Source organism: Mesorhizobium sp. C416B (assembly GCF_030323165.1).
Classification (GTDB): Bacteria; Pseudomonadota; Alphaproteobacteria; order Rhizobiales; family Rhizobiaceae; genus Mesorhizobium.
In genome coordinates, this window is sequence record NZ_CP100471.1 from 5,298,580 (window position 1) to 5,314,187 (window position 15,608).

Genomic DNA, 15,608 nt, shown 5'->3' on the forward strand with positions numbered 1-15,608 from the left:
GCCCCAATGCTGGGAGATGTTGGTGCCTTCGGCGCGCTGTTCCTCACCGCGTTCGCCGCAGCGACAATTCTGCCGCTGCAGTCAGAGGCGGTGCTGGCCGGCCTGCTGCTGGCCGGAAGCCAGTCACCGGCGGCGCTGATCCTGGTCGCGACGATCGGCAACGTGCTTGGTTCGGTTGTCAACTGGCTGCTCGGCCGCTGCATCGACCGCTTTCGCGACCGCAGATGGTTTCCGGTCAAGCCCACTGCGCTCGATCGCGCCGCGGCGCGCTACCGCCGTTACGGACGATGGAGCCTGTTGCTGAGCTGGGTTCCCGTCATCGGCGATCCGCTGACGATGATGGCCGGTGTTCTGCGCGAGCCGCTCTGGAGCTTCGTTGCGATCGTCACGATGGCGAAAGCCGGCCGCTATCTCGCGCTCTCGGCGGCGGTGCTGAACTGGCTGTAGGCCGCAACCGCGACCAAGTGGGTCGCTGGGGTAAAACTCTCAAACGGTTTTCCGACTTTATGTCTTATGTCTATACAAATTAGCAAGCGTGCACATGATCGTTGCCAATCAAACAAAAAGGGGAACTAACATGATGACTCTCGACCGCCGCAATTTCCTGGCCTCCACAGCCGGCCTGGCCTTCATTGCCGCGTTTCCGCGCGCCGCGTACTCGGAGGGGCATGAAACGTTGAAGGTCGCCATTGCCGCCGAAACCGGCGATCTCGACCTGCTGCAAAACGTCTCCACCCTGAGTTCCTACACGGTCGTGTTCGACGCCCTCATACACTATGGCCAGGACGGCGCGCTCGAGCCCGGGCTCGCCACCAAGTGGGCTGTCGCCGACGACCAGCTTTCGATCGCCTTCGACCTGCGCGAAGGTGTTGCCTTCAGTGACGGCACGCCCTTCGATTCGACCGCCGCCGAATGGAATCTCAAACGCTGGCTGGGCGTCGCGGATTTCTCATGGATCGGTGTGTCCGACGCATTCGACAGCATCGTCACCGATGGACCCAGCAAGTTGACGATCAAGCTAAAGCGTCCGGTGCCCGCCGCCTTGCTGGAGCTCACCATAGTGCGTCCGGTGCGCTTCCTGTCGCCGAAGGCGGCCGACGCCGGCGGCAAGCAGACCGCTCCGGTCGGCACCGGACCGTGGATCGTCGAAAGCTACGATTCCTCCGGCACCGTGCTGGTGCGCAACGACAAATACTGGGGCGAGAAGCCACTGTTTGCTCGCATGGAACTGAAGGTGGTTCCCGACGAACTCGCCCGCGCCAACGCGCTGCGTTCCGGCGACCTCGACGTGATCGGCGGCGACTGGGTGGCGACGCTGTCGCCGCGCCGCGCCCGCGCGCTTGAAAAGGACGGCATGAAAGTGGTGGCCGAGGCCGGCACCGCAACCATGCTGCTCGGTTATTCGCCGAAGGCCAAGATGATGGCCGACAAGGCCGTGCGCGAGGCCATCTATGTCTCGGTCGACCGCGCCGCGATCGCCAAGGTGTTGTTCGAAGGCTACGCAGATCCGGCGGCGGATCTCTTTCCGGCCAACGTGCCTTCCTCGGGCAAGCGGCATAACGTGCCGGTACGCGACGTCGCCGCGGCCAGGAAAATCCTTGCCGATGGCGGTTGGAGCGAAAGCGGAGGCGCCTGGAGCAAGGAAGGCGCGCCGCTGGCGATCGATTTCCTCGTATCGGAGGAATCGCTGCCGGGTTCGCGCCGCATCGCCGAGATGATCCAGGGTCAGCTGTCCGAGGTCGGCTTCCAGGTTCAGGTCTCGTCAGTCGACAACGCCACCATGCACGACCGTCGCCCGGCGTTCGAATATGATCTTGCCTTCTTCACCACCTATGGCGCGCCCTATGATCCGCACGGCACGCTCGGCAACGCGTTCGTATCCACCGCCGACAGCGGGCCGGACGGCAAGATCTATGTTTCCCCGGAGCTTGATGGCGTGGTCAAGGCCGCGCTCGAAGCGAGCGGCGACGAACGCGAAGCCAAGATGCAGGCGCTCTACGACTGGCTGCACGACAACCGGGCGATCTGCCCGCTCGTCGTCAGCCAGCGGCTGTGGGCGCACAATCCTCGCGTCGAGAACTTCGCGCTTCCCGCGACGGACTACGACCTGCCGTTCAAGGCGATCACGCTGAAGGCCTGAACGCCTCGAACCTCCTGGGGGAGTTCCGATGAGACGCACGATTCTGCGAAGGATGTTGCTTGCCTGTCTGCTTGTCGTGGCGGCATCGGCATTGACCTTTACTCTGGTTGCCGCGGCGCCGGGCAACGTCGCCGCGCTCATGGCCGAGCGTGCGGCAGGCCCGGGCGCGGATGCCGAAATGATCAAGAAGATCGGCGAGGACCTCGGGCTCGATGATCCGCTGCCGGTCCGCTACGGCCGATGGCTTTTCAGCGCCATCACCGGCGATCTCGGCGTCTCGCTGCGCACCGGCAAACCGATCGCGCAGGAATTCGCCGCCAGAATCCCGATGACAGCGGCGCTGCTTGCGGGCGGCGGCATTCTCGCCTTTTTCCTGTCGCTGGCGCTCGGCGTTGCCGGTGCGGTCAGCAATGGTGGCGCGTTGGACCGGTTCCTCCACGCCTTCTCGCTGGTCGGCGCCTCGACGCCGAACTTCTTCGTGGCGGCGCTGCTGGTCATCGTCTTTTCGGTGATGCTGGGCTGGCTGCCCACCTTCGGCGTCAGCGGCTTCACCTCGTGGCTCTTGCCGTGGGTGACAATCGCCCTGTTTCCGGCATCGGTGCTGAGCCGCGTCGTCCGCGTCAACCTCCAGGAGGCCATGTCGCGACCCTTCGCCACGACGGGCTTCGCGAAGGGCTACACGAGGACACAGGTGCTGATGCGCGAGGCTCTGCCCAACATCGCCATCCCGTTCCTGACCACCTTCGGCGCCCAGTTCACGCTGATGATCATCGGTTCGATCGTGGTTGAAACGGTGTTTGCGCTGCGCGGCGTCGGCGCCTTCTTTATCGATGCAATCCGCTTCCGCGACTTCGTCGGCATGCAGTCGGTTCTGTTGCTGTTCGTGGTGTTCTTCGTTGTCGTCAACCTGATGGTTGACGTGATCTGCATGTTTGTCGACCCGCGCATGCGTAGGGCGAGAGGAGCTTGATCCGATGAACATGTCCTTGTTCAGGAGCATGAAGGACTGGCCCTGGCTGGTGCTGCTGCCAGTCGTCTTCTTTGTCGCGGTCGGTGTGCTCGGTCCCTCGATCATGCCTTACGATCCCGGCGCGCAAGACTACGACCTCACGCTTGCGGGACCGAGCTGGGCTCACTGGCTGGGCACCGACTATCTCGGCCGCGATATTCTGAGCCGCATCATCGGCGGCGCCCGCATATCGCTGGTGGCGATGGTGATCGTGCTGGTGGCTGCACTTGCCATCGGCGTCAGCATCGGTTCGTTTGCCGGTTATGTCGGCGGGCGCGTCGAGCTGGTGTTGATCAGCCTCATCGACATCGCGCTGGCGCTGCCAAGCCTGGTGATCGCGCTGGCGCTGATCGGCATTCTCGGCACCGGCTACTGGTCGATGATCACGGCGCTGACGCTGGCGTGGTGGGCGAACTATGCCCGCATGAGCCGCGCCGTGGTCACCGCCGAATTGCAACAGCCCTATATCGAAGCGGCAAGGGTGATGGGCGCCAGCCATCTGTGGATCTTTGTGCGCCATATCCTGCCGCATGTCCTGGCCCTCGTCGTGGTCTATGCCAGCGCCGATGCCGGCGCCCTTGTCCTGGCCATCGCGACGCTGAGCTTCCTCGGCCTGGGCGTCGCGCCGCCGGCGCCGGAATGGGGCCAGATGCTGGTCGACGGCATGAGCTACATCGAGGAATACCCAAGGCTGGTCGTCCTTCCGGGCCTTGCGCTCACTTTGGTGGTGGTCAGCTTCAATCTGCTGGGCGAGACCTTCGCGTTGCAAAAGGTGCCGAGGCCGGTGCGCGGCGGTTTGCTGCGCAAGCGTCGCAAGGCGCGCGCCCTTGAGGAAGCGGAGCGGAACGCCGTCGAAACGGGAACAGCCGCGCCATGAGCGACGAGCCGATCTACTCCATAGAAAACATGGTCATTGATCTCTACGCCACGACCGTTTCCGTGCGCGCGGTCGATGGGGTGTCGTTCAACGTCCGTCCCGGCGAGACAGTCGCCGTCGTCGGCGAGAGCGGTTCGGGCAAGACCGTCATGACGCTTGGGCCGCTCGGGCTGCTGCCCGAGGGCGTCACCGTCGATATCAAGGGATCGGCGCGAGCCGAAGCGAGCGAACTGGTCGGAATGGAGTCCAGGCGCTTGTCTGACCTTCGCGGCCGCTATTTCGGCGTCATTTTCCAGGACCCGATGAGCGCGCTGAACCCGATGCTGAAGATCGGACCGCAACTGGCGCGCCAGGCGCGCCGCTTTGCCAATCTCTCGCATGCGGATGCCCGCAAGGAAGCGGTCTCGCTGCTCGCCCGCACCGGCATCCCTGACCCGGAAGACCGCTACGATCGCTATCCGCATGAAATGTCTGGCGGCATGCTGCAGCGCGCCATGATCGCACTGGCCCTGGCAAGCCGGCCGCGCGTGCTGATCGCCGACGAGCCGACCACTGCGCTCGACGCCACGGTGCAGGCGCAGATCCTGGAGCTCATCCGCCAGATCCAGCGCGAGGAAGGCATCGCGGTCGTGCTGATCACGCATGACATCGGCGTCGTCGCCTCGGTCGCGGACCGGGTCATGGTGCTCTATGCCGGGCAGGTGGCGGAGGAGGGGATCGCGATGGATGTGCTGACGCGGCCGACGCATCCCTATACACGCGGGCTGCTTGCCTCTGTACCGGATTTCCGCGCCGACGAACGCGCCGCGACCAAGGAAATACCAGGTTTGCCGCCGAACCAGATCAGGCTGGAGCCGGGCTGCCGTTTCGCTGCCCGCTGCGAACTGGTTGAGCCCGAATGCCGCGTGCATCGGCCGCCGCTCCAGACGATCTCGACGGGCGGGACGCCGCACAAGGTGGGATGCCCGGTGGTGCTGAGGCGGGAAGGGATAGCAATCCATGGCTGACATTGCGGCGATTGAGGTCAAGGGCCTGAAGGTCCATTTCGCCAACCGCTCCGGCACAGGCGCCGTGCGGGCGGTCGACGGCATCGACCTGACCATTCCGCGTGGTGCCTTCCATGGCATCGTTGGCGAATCCGGTTGTGGCAAGACCACGCTGGCTCGCAGCGTCGTCGGCCTGCAGAAGGAGACTGAGGGTACGGTGCTGATCTCGGGGCGGGATCGCGCCCAGTGGCTGAAGTCGGACCGCAAATCGTTCAGCCGCGAGGTCCAGTTCGTCTTCCAGGATCCGCTGGGCTCGATGAGCCGTCGCCAGACCGTCTACCAGACGCTGGAAGAGCCGCTGCAGATCCATCGCCTCGGATCTCCGGCCGAGCGCCGGCGCCGTATCGGCGAGCTGCTGGATCTGGTGGCGCTGCCAGCGACCGTGCTCGACCGCCTGCCGCGTTCGCTTTCCGGCGGCCAGCGCCAGCGCGTTTCGATCGCTCGCGCGCTTGCGCTGAAGCCATCGATCCTGGTTTGCGACGAACCGCTCAGCGCGCTTGACGTTTCGATCCGGGCGCAGATCGTCAACCTGTTCACATCATTGCAGAAACAGCTTGGCCTTACCATCGTCATCGTTGCGCATGACCTGGCGATCGTGCGCGAGGTCTGCTCAAACGTGACGGTGATGTATCTTGGCCGCATCGCGGAAGCCGGCGTGACGCGGCCGCTGTTTCGCGAGCCGGCCCATCCCTACAGCCAGGCACTGCTTTCGGCGGTTCCTTCGCCGGATCCTCGTATCGAGGCCGGCCGTCGCCGAATCATCCTCGCGGGCGACCCTCCAAGCCCCAGCGCGCCGCCACCGGGATGCCGCTTCAACACCCGCTGTCCTGTGGCGATCGATGTCTGCCGGACCGAGGAGCCGATGTTGCGCTCGGTGCCGCATGGCGGGGTCGCGGCCTGCCACCTTGCCGACGGCGAGCGGCGGCCGGTGATTTGAGTGCCCACTTGATCTGCCCTCGTTGCCCGCTACTTCAGGCCGCCGCCGGCTTCGTGACGGGTGGCCAGCTATGGGTCTCCGCCTTGCGTCGTGAGGCCCAGGCATAAAGCGCATCGTAAATGACGAAGCCGTGCTTCAGGATCTCGTGGTCGTCGGGCGTCACGTCCCGCAGCCCCATGGAGATCGCGAGCAGTCCTGCAGACTGTGGCGTGAGATCGTGCCGATCCGTGTCGGCGCCGCGCACGATCGCGGCAATGGTCACGATCGCCGGGTCGCGATCGAGGCCGAATTTCGAGACGAAGGTGTCGAAGCTGCAACCGTCGCCGACATGGGTGAATTCGACGCCGGGCACGTCGTAGGGTGTCGCGCCCGCTTCCTGGGCAACACGGATCACCTGATCAGGTGCCGCGAACAGGAAATCAGGTTCCTTGTCGATGAAGCGTGCAATCAGCCAGGGGCAGGCGATGCGGTCGATGACCGGGCGTTCACGGGTAACCCATTTCATGACGCAATCCTTTCTTCGCTCATCACCAGAGGGACGGTTGGCGCGCCGATGGCGTGCCAGGCGGCGATGCCGCCTGAGAGCGCCGTTGCATCGACGCCGCGGCGACGCAGTTCGGCGACTGCGTCGCCGCTGACCTGGAAGCCGTACACGCAATAGACGATGACAGGCCTGTCCCTCGGCAGTTCATCGGCCCAATCGGCAATGGTCTCGGGAGCGCGGAGCTTGGCGCCCGGCAGCATATCGCTGCGTTTTGCCAGATCGTCGGCCAGGCAGACGTCGAGCACGACCAGATCTTCGCCCTGGTCGAGTCGGGCCCGCAGTTCCTCTGGCGCAACAGTTGGAACCTTATTGTCCGATGCAGGTCCTGTTGAAGGATCGCGCTGCGCGACAGCCCGCCGGTGGCGGGCGGCAACCCGCTCCCAATGGATGTTCTTCATGAACGCGTCGACATAGGCGCCAGCCTTGGCGCCAAAATCGAGGTGGTAGGCATGTTCGTACATGTCGAGCGCGAGGATCGGCATGCCGCCGGCGAGACAATTGGTGTGATCCGCCGCCCATTGAATCGTCAGCCGATCGCGGCGCTCCGACCAGGTCAGCAGCGTCCATCCCGAGCCTCCGGCCTGCGCCTTAGCACAAGCCATGAACTTGGCGCGCCATGCCGCCACGCTGCCGAAGTCGCGCTCCAGTGCTGCGGCAAGATCGCCTCCGGCATCGCCGGAACCACCGAGCCCATCGAAATAGATCTCGTGCAGGATCGCCGAATTTGCCGCGACCAGCTCTTCGCGCTTCAACCCGTTGATGTCGAAGACGGGTGCTGCGCCCCAGTCGAGTTCATCGAGCCGCTGTTCGATAGCGTTGAGGCGGCGAACCGCACCGCCGTAATTGTTTTCATAATGGCTGGCCAGCAGGCGTTCGGACAGTCCGACGAGCCTGGGCGGCTTGAACGGCAGCGGCATGATCTGGTGCGGCATTGGATTTCCTCGCTCGGCGGCACGGCCCATCCGTGAGCAGGCGCACGTTATGCCCAAACGAGAAATGATACAAGTGTTGCATCTTGCTCAGGCGTTTGATACGGGTCACTTATGGGCGAGAGGGAATCGATCCCAGCTGCGCCGGGTATTCCACCAAGGACGAGGAGCGAACCATCTGCGGCTGAACCGCAGTCCTCAGGGGCGGCACGCCTTGGGTGGTTGCCACCACCGATGTCGCTTCCGAAAGGCCCGCGGTCACCTCGACGCGACCGTTGTCGGTGACACCAGCCTTGATGGCGAGGCGTGTGATGCGATTGTCCGTGACTGTGTACACGAAGGTGCCGTCGCCATTACTTCCGGGGCCTCCATTCCTGCCGGACGACGTTCGAGGGGCGCCACATGAGCTTTCTTTCTTCGCCCGGAAGTGCGCTGGGGCGCTTCGACAACCGACGATGAGCTTCGCCCGCATATGGTTTGCGCATGAGCCATGATACAAGTGTTGCATCTAATTCAGTCCATGATACGGTTCACTTATGAGTGAGGGGCAATCGCAGGAGCAGCGCTGGCTGCTCCTGATTTATCAGCTGCCAAGCAAGCCCGCCTATTTCCGGGTGAAGATCTGGCGACGGTTGCAAGGCATCGGCGCGGTCGCAGTCAAAAGCACCGTTTACGCCCTGCCGGCCAATGCCGAGATGCAGGAGGATTTCGAATGGCTTCTGAAGGAGATCGTCGCCGGCGGCGGCGAGGCCATGATTTGCGAGGCGCGCCTTGTCGACGGTCTGTCGGACGCGCAGGTACGGGCGATGTTCGACGCGGCCCGTGATGCCGACTATGCGGAGATCGCTGGGGAAGCGCGCGAGCTGGCTGCAGCGATTGGGGCCGACGCGACATCGGAAAAACACGCAGAAGCGCGTCCGCAACTTGGTCGCTTGCGCAAGCGGCTCACTGAAGTGGTGATGATCGACTTTTTTGGTGCCAGCGGTCGCCTCACGATCGAGGGACTGATCGCCGAACTTGAAACACAGCTTACAGAGGACAAGGCCATGACCAAGGAACCGAAGAAGGCCGCCGAGCCGAGCGAGCTCAAGGGCCGAATCTGGGTCACGCGCCGGGACGTGCATGTCGACCGCATCGCCTGCAGTTGGCTGATCCGCCGGTTCATCGATGCTGACGCGATCATCCGCTTCGTAGCGGGCAAGGGATACGTGCCAAAGGAGGGGGAATTGCGCTTCGACATGTTCGAAGGCGAAATCACCCATGAGGGCGATCGCTGCAGCTTCGAAGTTCTGCTTACCCGCGCCGGCATCAATGATCCGGCACTCCAGGCCATCGCCGAGATCGTCCATGACATCGACCTCAAGGACAACAAGTTCGGTCGCGAGGAGGCGACTGGGATTGCCAGTCTGATTGCAGGCATCGCCATGGCGAACGAGAGCGACGAACAGCGGATCGCGCAGGGCGCTCCTGTCTTCGACAACCTCTATCAGTATTTCCGCAAGAAACGCGGATGACCGCAGGGACTCAAACTATGGCCAATCTGGAGCAGTCCGTCACGACGCCGCCATCTCTGGCCGAAACCCACGACCATGACATTTCGTTTGCGGACGCCATGCGAGTATGGGCTCGCGTTGCAATGCTCAGCTTCGGCGGCCCGGCCGGCCAGATCGCCATGATGCATCGGATCGTCGTTGAGGAAAAGCGCTGGATCGGCGAGACGAGATTCCTGCATGCGCTCAACTACTGCACGCTGCTGCCAGGTCCGGAGGCGCAGCAATTGGCCATCTATATTGGCTGGCTCATGCACAAGACCAAAGGCGGCCTCGTCGCGGGAATCCTGTTCGTGCTGCCAGGCGCGGTCGCCATCATGGTCCTGAGCTGGATCTACGCCATCTTCGGCAACGTTGGCGCTATCCAGGCGCTCTTCTTCGGCCTGAAGGCGGCGGTTCTGGCCATCGTGCTCGAAGCGGTCCTGCGGATCGGCAGGAGGGCGCTCAGGAACAATGTGATGGTCGGCCTCGCTGCGGCAGCCTTCATCGCCCTGTTCTTCTTCCATGCACCGTTCCCGCTGGTCATCCTGGTTGCGGCCGTGATCGGCTACGTCGGGGGCAAGATGGGTTGGGCCGCATTCCAGCCAGGCAATGGACATGGCAAGCTTGGTGGCAAGCAGGTCGATGATGTCGACTCGGCGCTTGGCGAAGGGATGCCGGCGCATGCCCGGCCATCCATCGAATGGTCGCTGAAGATTGCGGCGGTGTTTCTGCTGCTATGGTTCGTTCCGGTCCTTTTCTTGTTGCTGTTTCTTGGGCAAGGCAATGTCTTCACCGACATCGCCATCTTCTTTTCCAAGATGGCGGTGGTGACGTTCGGCGGGGCCTATGCGGTGCTTGCCTATGTCGCCCAGCAAGGAGTCGAGCACTATGGCTGGCTGAAGCCTGGAGAAATGCTGGATGGCCTCGGCATGGCCGAAACGACGCCGGGTCCGCTGATCATGGTCACTCAATTCGTTGGTTTCATGGGAGCATTCCGGGAGCCGGGGGTTCTTAACGCGTTGGTCGCTGGAACGCTCGGCGGCCTTCTGACGACGTGGGTGACCTTCGTCCCGTGCTTCCTGTGGATATTTCTCGGCGCGCCGTACATAGAGACGATGCGCAGCAACAAGGCCCTGTCAGCCGCACTGTCGACCATCACGGCAGCGGTGGTTGGAGTGATCCTGAACCTCGCGGTGTGGTTCGCGCTTCATGTCCTGTTTCGCGATTTGCATGAGATCGGCTTGCTGGGCATGAGGCTCGACGTGCCAGTCCTCGGTTCCCTCAACATTCCGTCTCTCGTACTGACCGTCGGTGCGATGCTGGCGGTATTCCGCTTCAAGGTCGGCGTGATCCCGGTGCTAGCGGCATGTTCGATCCTGGGCGTGCTTTTCGGCGTCGCGGCGGGCTCGGTCTAGGGCGATCTTTCTGCTCGGATGCGAGCATCGCAGTCTATTTCGTATCGGGGCTGCCTGATGGGCGAGCAAGTAGGAGGCGAGGTATAATGGGCACGAGGCGAGTGGCTGTGGTCTGGCGCGGTGACCGGGAGGCGCGTCGCACGGCGACACCGCAGAACAACCGGTTTCATCGCGTGTTCGAGGAACTCGCTGCGATCGGTGTTCACGCCGAACCGGCCGTTTATGACGAAGAGTTTGCCGAGGAGGTTCGGACCCAGCTCCTGGCGACGGACGGCGTGCTGGTCTGGGTCGATCCCTTGCACGAGGGAAAAACCCGTGCGGTGCTCGACCCGCTGCTGCGCGACGTGGCGGCACGCGGCCCCTGGGTGAGTGCACATCCAGACGTGATCCTGAAAATGGGCGTGAAGGAAGTTCTGCACCGTACGAAGCATCTCGGATGGGGAACCGATACTTACCTCTACGGCTCCGCCGAGGCTTTTCGCGAGGCGTTTCCGGAGCGGCTTCGGACGGCCGGTCCACGGGTGCTGAAGCAGAACCGCGGCAATGGCGGCCAGGGAGTATGGAAGGTCGAGCTGATCGGTTCGCTTCCTGGCGGAGAGCCGGCGGTTCGGGTGCTGCACGCGCGACGCGGCAGTATGCCGGAAGAACTCGCACTGCCGGATTTCATGGCGCGCTGCGAGGTGTATTTGACACCCGATGGCTGCATCGTGGATCAGCCATTCCAACCGCGTTTACCCGACGGGATGATCCGCTGTTACATGGGCGCCGACAAGGTGGTCGGCTTTGGCCACCAGTTCATCAAGGCCCTAATCCCACCACCTCCTGAAGGGCCAGATTCCGAGGCTGCGCAACCAGGGCCGCGGATAATGCATCCCGCCACGGCCGAACCGTTTCAGTCGCTGCGGACCAATATGGAAACCGGGTGGACGCCGCAAATGATGGCTGTGCTAGGCGTCGATGCCAGGTCGCTGCCGATCATTTGGGATGCCGATTTTGTCTACGGACCACGGACTGTGTCAGGTGAAGACACGTATGCGCTTTGTGAGATCAACGTCAGCTCGGTCTTTGCCATCCCCGATCAAGCGCCGGCCGAAATAGCTCGACTCGTTGCCATGCGATTTTGAATCGACGAAGATTGGCGGTCCGAGTGGGGCTCTGGCCGAACGCGGTTCGGCGGTCAGTCCGACGGTCGCCGGACCCCTGCTTGCCGTTTCCGGTTTCGGCTGACCAATTCTCGTCGCCGGTGGCTTGAACACCATCTACGAAATCCTTTGCTCATGACGTTTCGCAAGATTCGGCCGCCCGAGGAACGTTAGCCTCAACCGGCGCGAGATCTGGATTTGGAAGGTCTTGCTAGGGTGACCGCCCCGGAAGAGCTGAACCCGCCATCCGCTGGAACAGGTCGTCGACCTGGGCCGGCGATAGGCTGGAGTCCTCGGCGATCCACCAGGCAAGCACCGAGAGAAAGGCTCCCGATATGAACTGGACGACGAATTCCAGCGGCACGCCCGCGTCGCCGATCCGCTTGCCAGACAGTTCGGTTCGCACTGCGCGCCGTATGCGTTCACGCAATTGATCGTGGATCGTGTCGCCGCTGCTCGCAAGTAGCGCTTTGTGAAGCGACCGGAACGCCCGCGCGTGCTCGAACATCGGCAGGCTGAATTCGAACAGGCGATTGCCTGTCTTTTCGTCTGCCGACACGCGCCTGCTCAGCGACAGCAGATGCGCCTCAAGGGCCGCGCTGCGCAATTCGTCCTTGCCGGCATAGTGCGTATAGAAGGTCGACCTGCCGACATCAGCTTTCTGGCAGATGTCTTCCACGGTGAGAGCCGCATAGCCGCACTCTGGGATCAGAGCAATCAGCGCGTCCTGCAGCATGCGCGCGTGCGCGCGACACGACGGTCGATCGTACCCCTGTCGTCGGGCCGCTCGATTTTAATGGTCATTGCTCTTTCCACCGTGCGGTTTGGGACGTTCAGCGGTCCGTTGTCCAGCAACAGCGCTAATGGACAATCTGTCCAGTATGATACGCCGAGTCCAGAAGCTCAAGAATGCCTTGAGCACTCCGGAAACGGACGAGGAGGCAAAAGGAAATGCACCAATTTGGTCATCGGGCTGGAAACGGACAGCATTCGCGAAAGGGTGTTATTATGCTTGCTGTGCTCGTCAAACTGTCGCTGGTCGCCGGTTTTCTGCTAATGCTTCATTTCGGGGACGGCTATCTCAATGCCGGTGCTTGGACGGCTGCAGTCCACGGCCTCATCCTCGCTGCGGTCGCGGCATTCGCACTCTGGGGCGGCTTCCATCACATGCGGACTGCCGGCGCGCATGGCGCCGGCGAAAGGGGCATCGGCATCGTCCTGCATAGGGCGGTCGGCTATGACCTGCTTGCGCGCGTCCTGACTTGGGGCCGCGAGGACCGGTTCCGTGAATTCATGCTGCGTCTGGCAAGGCTCCAGCCCGGCGAGGCGATGCTCGATGTCGCCTGCGGTACGGGCACGCTTGCCATAGCCGCGAGACGGTTGGTCGGAGCGGTCGGACGCGTCACGGGCGTCGACGCATCGGTCCAAATGGTCGAGAGGGCGCGCGTCAAGGCTACGCGAGCCGGCGTTGATCTTACCTTCGTCCAGGCGACGGCCCAGGAACTTCCCTTCGAGGATGGCCAATTCGACATCGTGATCGGTACGCTCATGCTGCATCACCTGCCGAAACCCGACCGATCGACCTTCTTCCGTGAAGCGGAGCGGGTTCTGAAGCCGGGAGGCCGACTGCTGCTGATCGACTTCCGAAGGCCGCTGCACGAATCCAGATTGCCGAGGCTCCATCGGCACGGGCATATCGACATGAATGCGGTCGGAACTCTACTGGTCGAGACAGGCTTCAGGGTCGACGATACCGGCGCCGTCGGGACCATGAACCTCGATTATGTGCGCGCGACCACGGACAAGATCCTGCCTGCCTGAGCGCCGCATGCCGCGGCGACCGGACCGGGCGCGCCGCCGCCAGGAAGACGCGCGGGCCGGTAGTCGCGGGCCGCGCTGCATTGCGTGCGTAGCCGCCGCGGCGCTATCTTGCCGATTGGCTATCCCGGCCTGCTTCGATACGCGAGTCTACCGAATGCCCAAGACCTACTTGTCCTTGACGCTTGCGGCCGCATGGTTGGCATCACCGCTTGCGCATGCCGATGGCGTCGACCGGGCGCTGGATGCCTTCCACGCGACATGCCTGGCGCACGGCCCCGACTTCGAGCGAACCGCGACATTGGCAAAGACGCGCGGATGGACGCCGCTCGTCGACGGCGCGGCACTTGCTCCTGTGGATGCCATGAAGGCGTTCCGCGGATGGCAGGTCACCGGCGACGACCTTCCGGCCGGAACGATGGTCGCGGTGACCAGGGCGACCATGGACGGCAGGTCCGTCCAGACCTGCTCGCTCAAGCTTTTCGATGTCGACCGCGCCGAGTTTGAAAAACGGTTCTTCCACCGCACCGACGCCGAAAAAATCGGCGAGGAGAGGAAGGGCAGGCAGGTTTCCCGGCTGTTCATACTGATCGCGGGCAATCGCAAGCAGCTCGTGCATTTGACGTCGCCAGCCGTTCGGGGCACAGCGAACGCCATCATAGCAAGTTCGATCGTCGATGATTGAAAAGGCTTCGCGGGCCGCGTCCCAATTTAGCCTGCTTGCGCTGCCAGATCACTCGGTTGGCGCGCAATGACGAGAAAGCGAGCGCAAATGCGACTGACCAGCACGATTTTTGGCATGGCGCTCCTGCTCGCCTCCACCGTCGCGGTCGGCGCTCATCCTCATGTCTTCGCGGAAGCCCGTTTGGACCTAACGGTTGGCGCTGACAAGTCGGTCAAGTCGCTCAAGCATCTCTGGCGGTTCGACGAGCTCTTCTCCTCGACGGTGCTGATGGAGTTCGACAAGAATTCCGACCTTACTCTCGACGCCGAAGAACTCGACGCCGCCGCCCTCACCATCCATGCCTCACTGGAAGAATACAATTATTTCCAAATGGTCACTGTGGAAGGCAAGGACGTGGCGATGACGCCGCCGGCGAGGCTGGTCACTAGCTACGAGAACAATCAACTCATCATCCAATTCGAGACGCAGCCGAAAGACACGTTGGCGCTCGCCGGCAAGGTGAGCATCGGCGTCTACGATCCGACCTTCTACACCGCGATCGATTTCACCGATGACGATAAGATCGCCGTGGCTGGCCTACCGAAAGATTGCACGAGGGCCGTCGTCCGCCCCGATCCGAATACCGCAATCGCACAGAATCAGACGAAATTGACGGATGCCTTCTTCAGCGATCCGACCGGAACCGATCTCGGCAAGATATTCGCGACACGCCTTGAATTGACGTGCAGTTGAAGCGGCGGAACGGATAGAACGTGTTTTTCCAAACCCTGGTCGAGTTTCAACGCACGATATACTTGGCGCTCGCCGAACAGATCAAATTGCTGTCAGCCGGGGGCGACTGGCTGGCGTTCACTGCCTTCCTGCCGATGGGTGTCCTGTTCGGAGCTGCGCATGCTTTGACACCCGGACACAGCAAAGCCGTGCTGGCTACCTATTTGGCCGGATCGGATGCCAGCATCCGTCGCGGCCTACTGGTGTCGCTGACACTCTCCTTCACCCATGTCACGATTGCCGTTGTGATTGCAGCCCTCTCGTTGCCATTGGTCTCGATTGCGCTGGGCAGCGTCGGCCGGGCGCCGCTTTTGGAGGATGTCAGTCGTGGCCTGCTCGGGTTAATTGGTCTGTGGATGCTTTGGCGGGCGCTCAGCCACGGTCAACACCATCAGCATGAAGGCGAGGTTGTGGGCGTCATGGCCGGCCTGATCCCATGTCCATTGACGCTCTTCGCGATGACCTTCGCGATCTCAAGAGGTGTTCCGGTCGCGGGCATACTCTTTGCAATCACCATGATGGCCGGCGTGGCACTGACGTTGTCTTGCGTGGCAGTTCTGTCGATCCTGTTTCGGGAACGGCTGGTGCATTTCTTCGACCGTCGGCCGCGCCTGTTCGATGTGATATCGCGAACTATCGAAGGTACCGCCGGCCTTATTCTTACTGGCGTGGCTGTCTGGCAAATCTCGTCGAAATGAGAAAGTTTGACCGACCGCCAAGGCCACAGCGATTCTCATAGGGATCACATTGCAATTAACGACGT

At 62.7% G+C, this 15,608-nt stretch carries 16 protein-coding genes; 13 read left to right on the forward strand and 3 right to left on the reverse strand.

Annotated elements, in window-relative coordinates; all coding sequences use genetic code 11:
- The first annotated feature begins 6 nt into the window (after positions 1-6).
- The 6 genes from NLY43_RS25810 (at position 7) to NLY43_RS25835 (ending at position 6,009) form a co-directional block, all read left to right on the forward strand.
- Positions 7-447: a YqaA family protein gene (locus NLY43_RS25810; RefSeq protein WP_031199202.1), complete on the forward strand. Its 441-nt coding sequence runs from the start codon at positions 7-9 to the stop codon at positions 445-447.
- Between the two features lie 130 nt (positions 448-577).
- Positions 578-2,140, forward strand: coding sequence for an ABC transporter substrate-binding protein (locus tag NLY43_RS25815; RefSeq protein WP_023711080.1), 1,563 nt, complete (start codon positions 578-580; stop codon positions 2,138-2,140).
- 28 nt (positions 2,141-2,168) lie between these two features.
- Positions 2,169-3,110, forward strand: a complete 942-nt coding sequence (locus tag NLY43_RS25820) for an ABC transporter permease (RefSeq protein WP_023711081.1) — start codon at positions 2,169-2,171, stop codon at positions 3,108-3,110.
- A 4-nt stretch (positions 3,111-3,114) separates the two neighbouring features.
- On the forward strand, positions 3,115-4,026 hold the full coding sequence (locus NLY43_RS25825; RefSeq protein WP_023711082.1) for an ABC transporter permease: 912 nt from the start codon (positions 3,115-3,117) through the stop codon (positions 4,024-4,026).
- A complete protein-coding gene (locus NLY43_RS25830) occupies positions 4,023-5,033 on the forward strand; it encodes an ABC transporter ATP-binding protein (protein ID WP_023711083.1) in 1,011 nt (336 codons plus the stop codon). Before NLY43_RS25825 ends, NLY43_RS25830 begins: the two co-directional genes overlap by 4 nt.
- Positions 5,026-6,009 (forward strand): ABC transporter ATP-binding protein, encoded by a 984-nt coding sequence (locus NLY43_RS25835; RefSeq protein WP_023686257.1) that lies wholly within the window; start codon positions 5,026-5,028, stop codon positions 6,007-6,009. The genes NLY43_RS25830 and NLY43_RS25835 overlap by 8 nt, the downstream gene beginning before the upstream one ends.
- A 34-nt stretch (positions 6,010-6,043) precedes the next feature.
- Here the strand turns inward: NLY43_RS25835 and NLY43_RS25840 are convergent, their stop codons facing one another.
- Both NLY43_RS25840 and NLY43_RS32645 read right to left on the reverse strand, forming a co-directional pair.
- The gene (locus tag NLY43_RS25840; RefSeq protein WP_023669885.1) at positions 6,044-6,514 is read right to left on the reverse strand and encodes a chromate resistance protein ChrB domain-containing protein; all 471 of its coding nucleotides are present in this window, start codon (positions 6,512-6,514) and stop codon (positions 6,044-6,046) included.
- The gene (locus NLY43_RS32645; protein ID WP_023669886.1) at positions 6,511-7,485 is read right to left on the reverse strand and encodes a Fe-Mn family superoxide dismutase; all 975 of its coding nucleotides are present in this window, start codon (positions 7,483-7,485) and stop codon (positions 6,511-6,513) included. The genes NLY43_RS25840 and NLY43_RS32645 overlap by 4 nt, the downstream gene beginning before the upstream one ends.
- A gap of 533 nt (positions 7,486-8,018) precedes the next feature.
- On the opposite strand from NLY43_RS32645, the gene NLY43_RS25850 reads away from it, so the two are divergent.
- The 3 genes from NLY43_RS25850 (at position 8,019) to NLY43_RS25860 (ending at position 11,553) form a co-directional block, all read left to right on the forward strand.
- The gene (locus NLY43_RS25850; RefSeq protein WP_023669887.1) at positions 8,019-8,996 is read left to right on the forward strand and encodes a chromate resistance protein ChrB domain-containing protein; all 978 of its coding nucleotides are present in this window, start codon (positions 8,019-8,021) and stop codon (positions 8,994-8,996) included.
- Positions 8,997-9,013: 17 nt separating this feature from the next.
- Positions 9,014-10,429, forward strand: coding sequence for a chromate efflux transporter (gene chrA, locus NLY43_RS25855; protein WP_031199206.1), 1,416 nt, complete (start codon positions 9,014-9,016; stop codon positions 10,427-10,429).
- Positions 10,430-10,515: 86 nt separating this feature from the next.
- Positions 10,516-11,553 carry a Cj0069 family protein gene (locus NLY43_RS25860; protein WP_031202125.1) on the forward strand — a complete coding sequence of 346 codons (1,038 nt, stop codon included), beginning with the start codon at positions 10,516-10,518 and terminating at the stop codon, positions 11,551-11,553.
- 229 nt (positions 11,554-11,782) lie between these two features.
- Here the strand turns inward: NLY43_RS25860 and NLY43_RS25865 are convergent, their stop codons facing one another.
- Positions 11,783-12,307: a TetR/AcrR family transcriptional regulator gene (locus NLY43_RS25865; protein ID WP_023711086.1), complete on the reverse strand. Its 525-nt coding sequence runs from the start codon at positions 12,305-12,307 to the stop codon at positions 11,783-11,785.
- A gap of 272 nt (positions 12,308-12,579) precedes the next feature.
- Between NLY43_RS25865 and NLY43_RS25870 the strand changes: the two genes are divergently transcribed.
- From NLY43_RS25870 to NLY43_RS25885, 4 genes are all read left to right on the forward strand, one after another.
- A complete protein-coding gene (locus NLY43_RS25870; protein ID WP_023711087.1) occupies positions 12,580-13,392 on the forward strand; it encodes a class I SAM-dependent methyltransferase in 813 nt (270 codons plus the stop codon).
- 154 nt (positions 13,393-13,546) lie between these two features.
- Positions 13,547-14,074 (forward strand): hypothetical protein, encoded by a 528-nt coding sequence (locus tag NLY43_RS25875; protein WP_023685957.1) that lies wholly within the window; start codon positions 13,547-13,549, stop codon positions 14,072-14,074.
- 87 nt (positions 14,075-14,161) lie between these two features.
- Positions 14,162-14,806: a DUF1007 family protein gene (locus NLY43_RS25880; RefSeq protein ID WP_156935507.1), complete on the forward strand. Its 645-nt coding sequence runs from the start codon at positions 14,162-14,164 to the stop codon at positions 14,804-14,806.
- 20 nt (positions 14,807-14,826) lie between these two features.
- A complete protein-coding gene (locus NLY43_RS25885; protein WP_023711089.1) occupies positions 14,827-15,543 on the forward strand; it encodes a nickel/cobalt transporter in 717 nt (238 codons plus the stop codon).
- The last annotated feature ends 65 nt before the right edge of the window (positions 15,544-15,608 follow it).

What these genes read in the sequence shown, in the direction of transcription:
- NLY43_RS25810 (WP_031199202.1), top strand. Translation starts at nt 7, where the DNA reads ATGCTGGGAGATGTTGGTGCCTTCGGCGCGCTGTTCCTCACCGCGTTC.
- NLY43_RS25815 (WP_023711080.1), top strand. Translation starts at nt 578, where the DNA reads ATGATGACTCTCGACCGCCGCAATTTCCTGGCCTCCACAGCCGGCCTG.
- NLY43_RS25820 (WP_023711081.1), top strand. Translation starts at nt 2,169, where the DNA reads ATGAGACGCACGATTCTGCGAAGGATGTTGCTTGCCTGTCTGCTTGTC.
- NLY43_RS25825 (WP_023711082.1), top strand. Translation starts at nt 3,115, where the DNA reads ATGAACATGTCCTTGTTCAGGAGCATGAAGGACTGGCCCTGGCTGGTG.
- NLY43_RS25830 (WP_023711083.1), top strand. Translation starts at nt 4,023, where the DNA reads ATGAGCGACGAGCCGATCTACTCCATAGAAAACATGGTCATTGATCTC.
- NLY43_RS25835 (WP_023686257.1), top strand. Translation starts at nt 5,026, where the DNA reads ATGGCTGACATTGCGGCGATTGAGGTCAAGGGCCTGAAGGTCCATTTC.
- NLY43_RS25840 (WP_023669885.1), bottom strand. Translation starts at nt 6,514, where the DNA reads ATGAAATGGGTTACCCGTGAACGCCCGGTCATCGACCGCATCGCCTGC.
- NLY43_RS32645 (WP_023669886.1), bottom strand. Translation starts at nt 7,485, where the DNA reads ATGCCGCACCAGATCATGCCGCTGCCGTTCAAGCCGCCCAGGCTCGTC.
- NLY43_RS25850 (WP_023669887.1), top strand. Translation starts at nt 8,019, where the DNA reads ATGAGTGAGGGGCAATCGCAGGAGCAGCGCTGGCTGCTCCTGATTTAT.
- chrA (WP_031199206.1), top strand. Translation starts at nt 9,014, where the DNA reads ATGGCCAATCTGGAGCAGTCCGTCACGACGCCGCCATCTCTGGCCGAA.
- NLY43_RS25860 (WP_031202125.1), top strand. Translation starts at nt 10,516, where the DNA reads ATGGGCACGAGGCGAGTGGCTGTGGTCTGGCGCGGTGACCGGGAGGCG.
- NLY43_RS25865 (WP_023711086.1), bottom strand. Translation starts at nt 12,307, where the DNA reads ATGCTGCAGGACGCGCTGATTGCTCTGATCCCAGAGTGCGGCTATGCG.
- NLY43_RS25870 (WP_023711087.1), top strand. Translation starts at nt 12,580, where the DNA reads ATGCTTGCTGTGCTCGTCAAACTGTCGCTGGTCGCCGGTTTTCTGCTA.
- NLY43_RS25875 (WP_023685957.1), top strand. Translation starts at nt 13,547, where the DNA reads ATGCCCAAGACCTACTTGTCCTTGACGCTTGCGGCCGCATGGTTGGCA.
- NLY43_RS25880 (WP_156935507.1), top strand. Translation starts at nt 14,162, where the DNA reads ATGCGACTGACCAGCACGATTTTTGGCATGGCGCTCCTGCTCGCCTCC.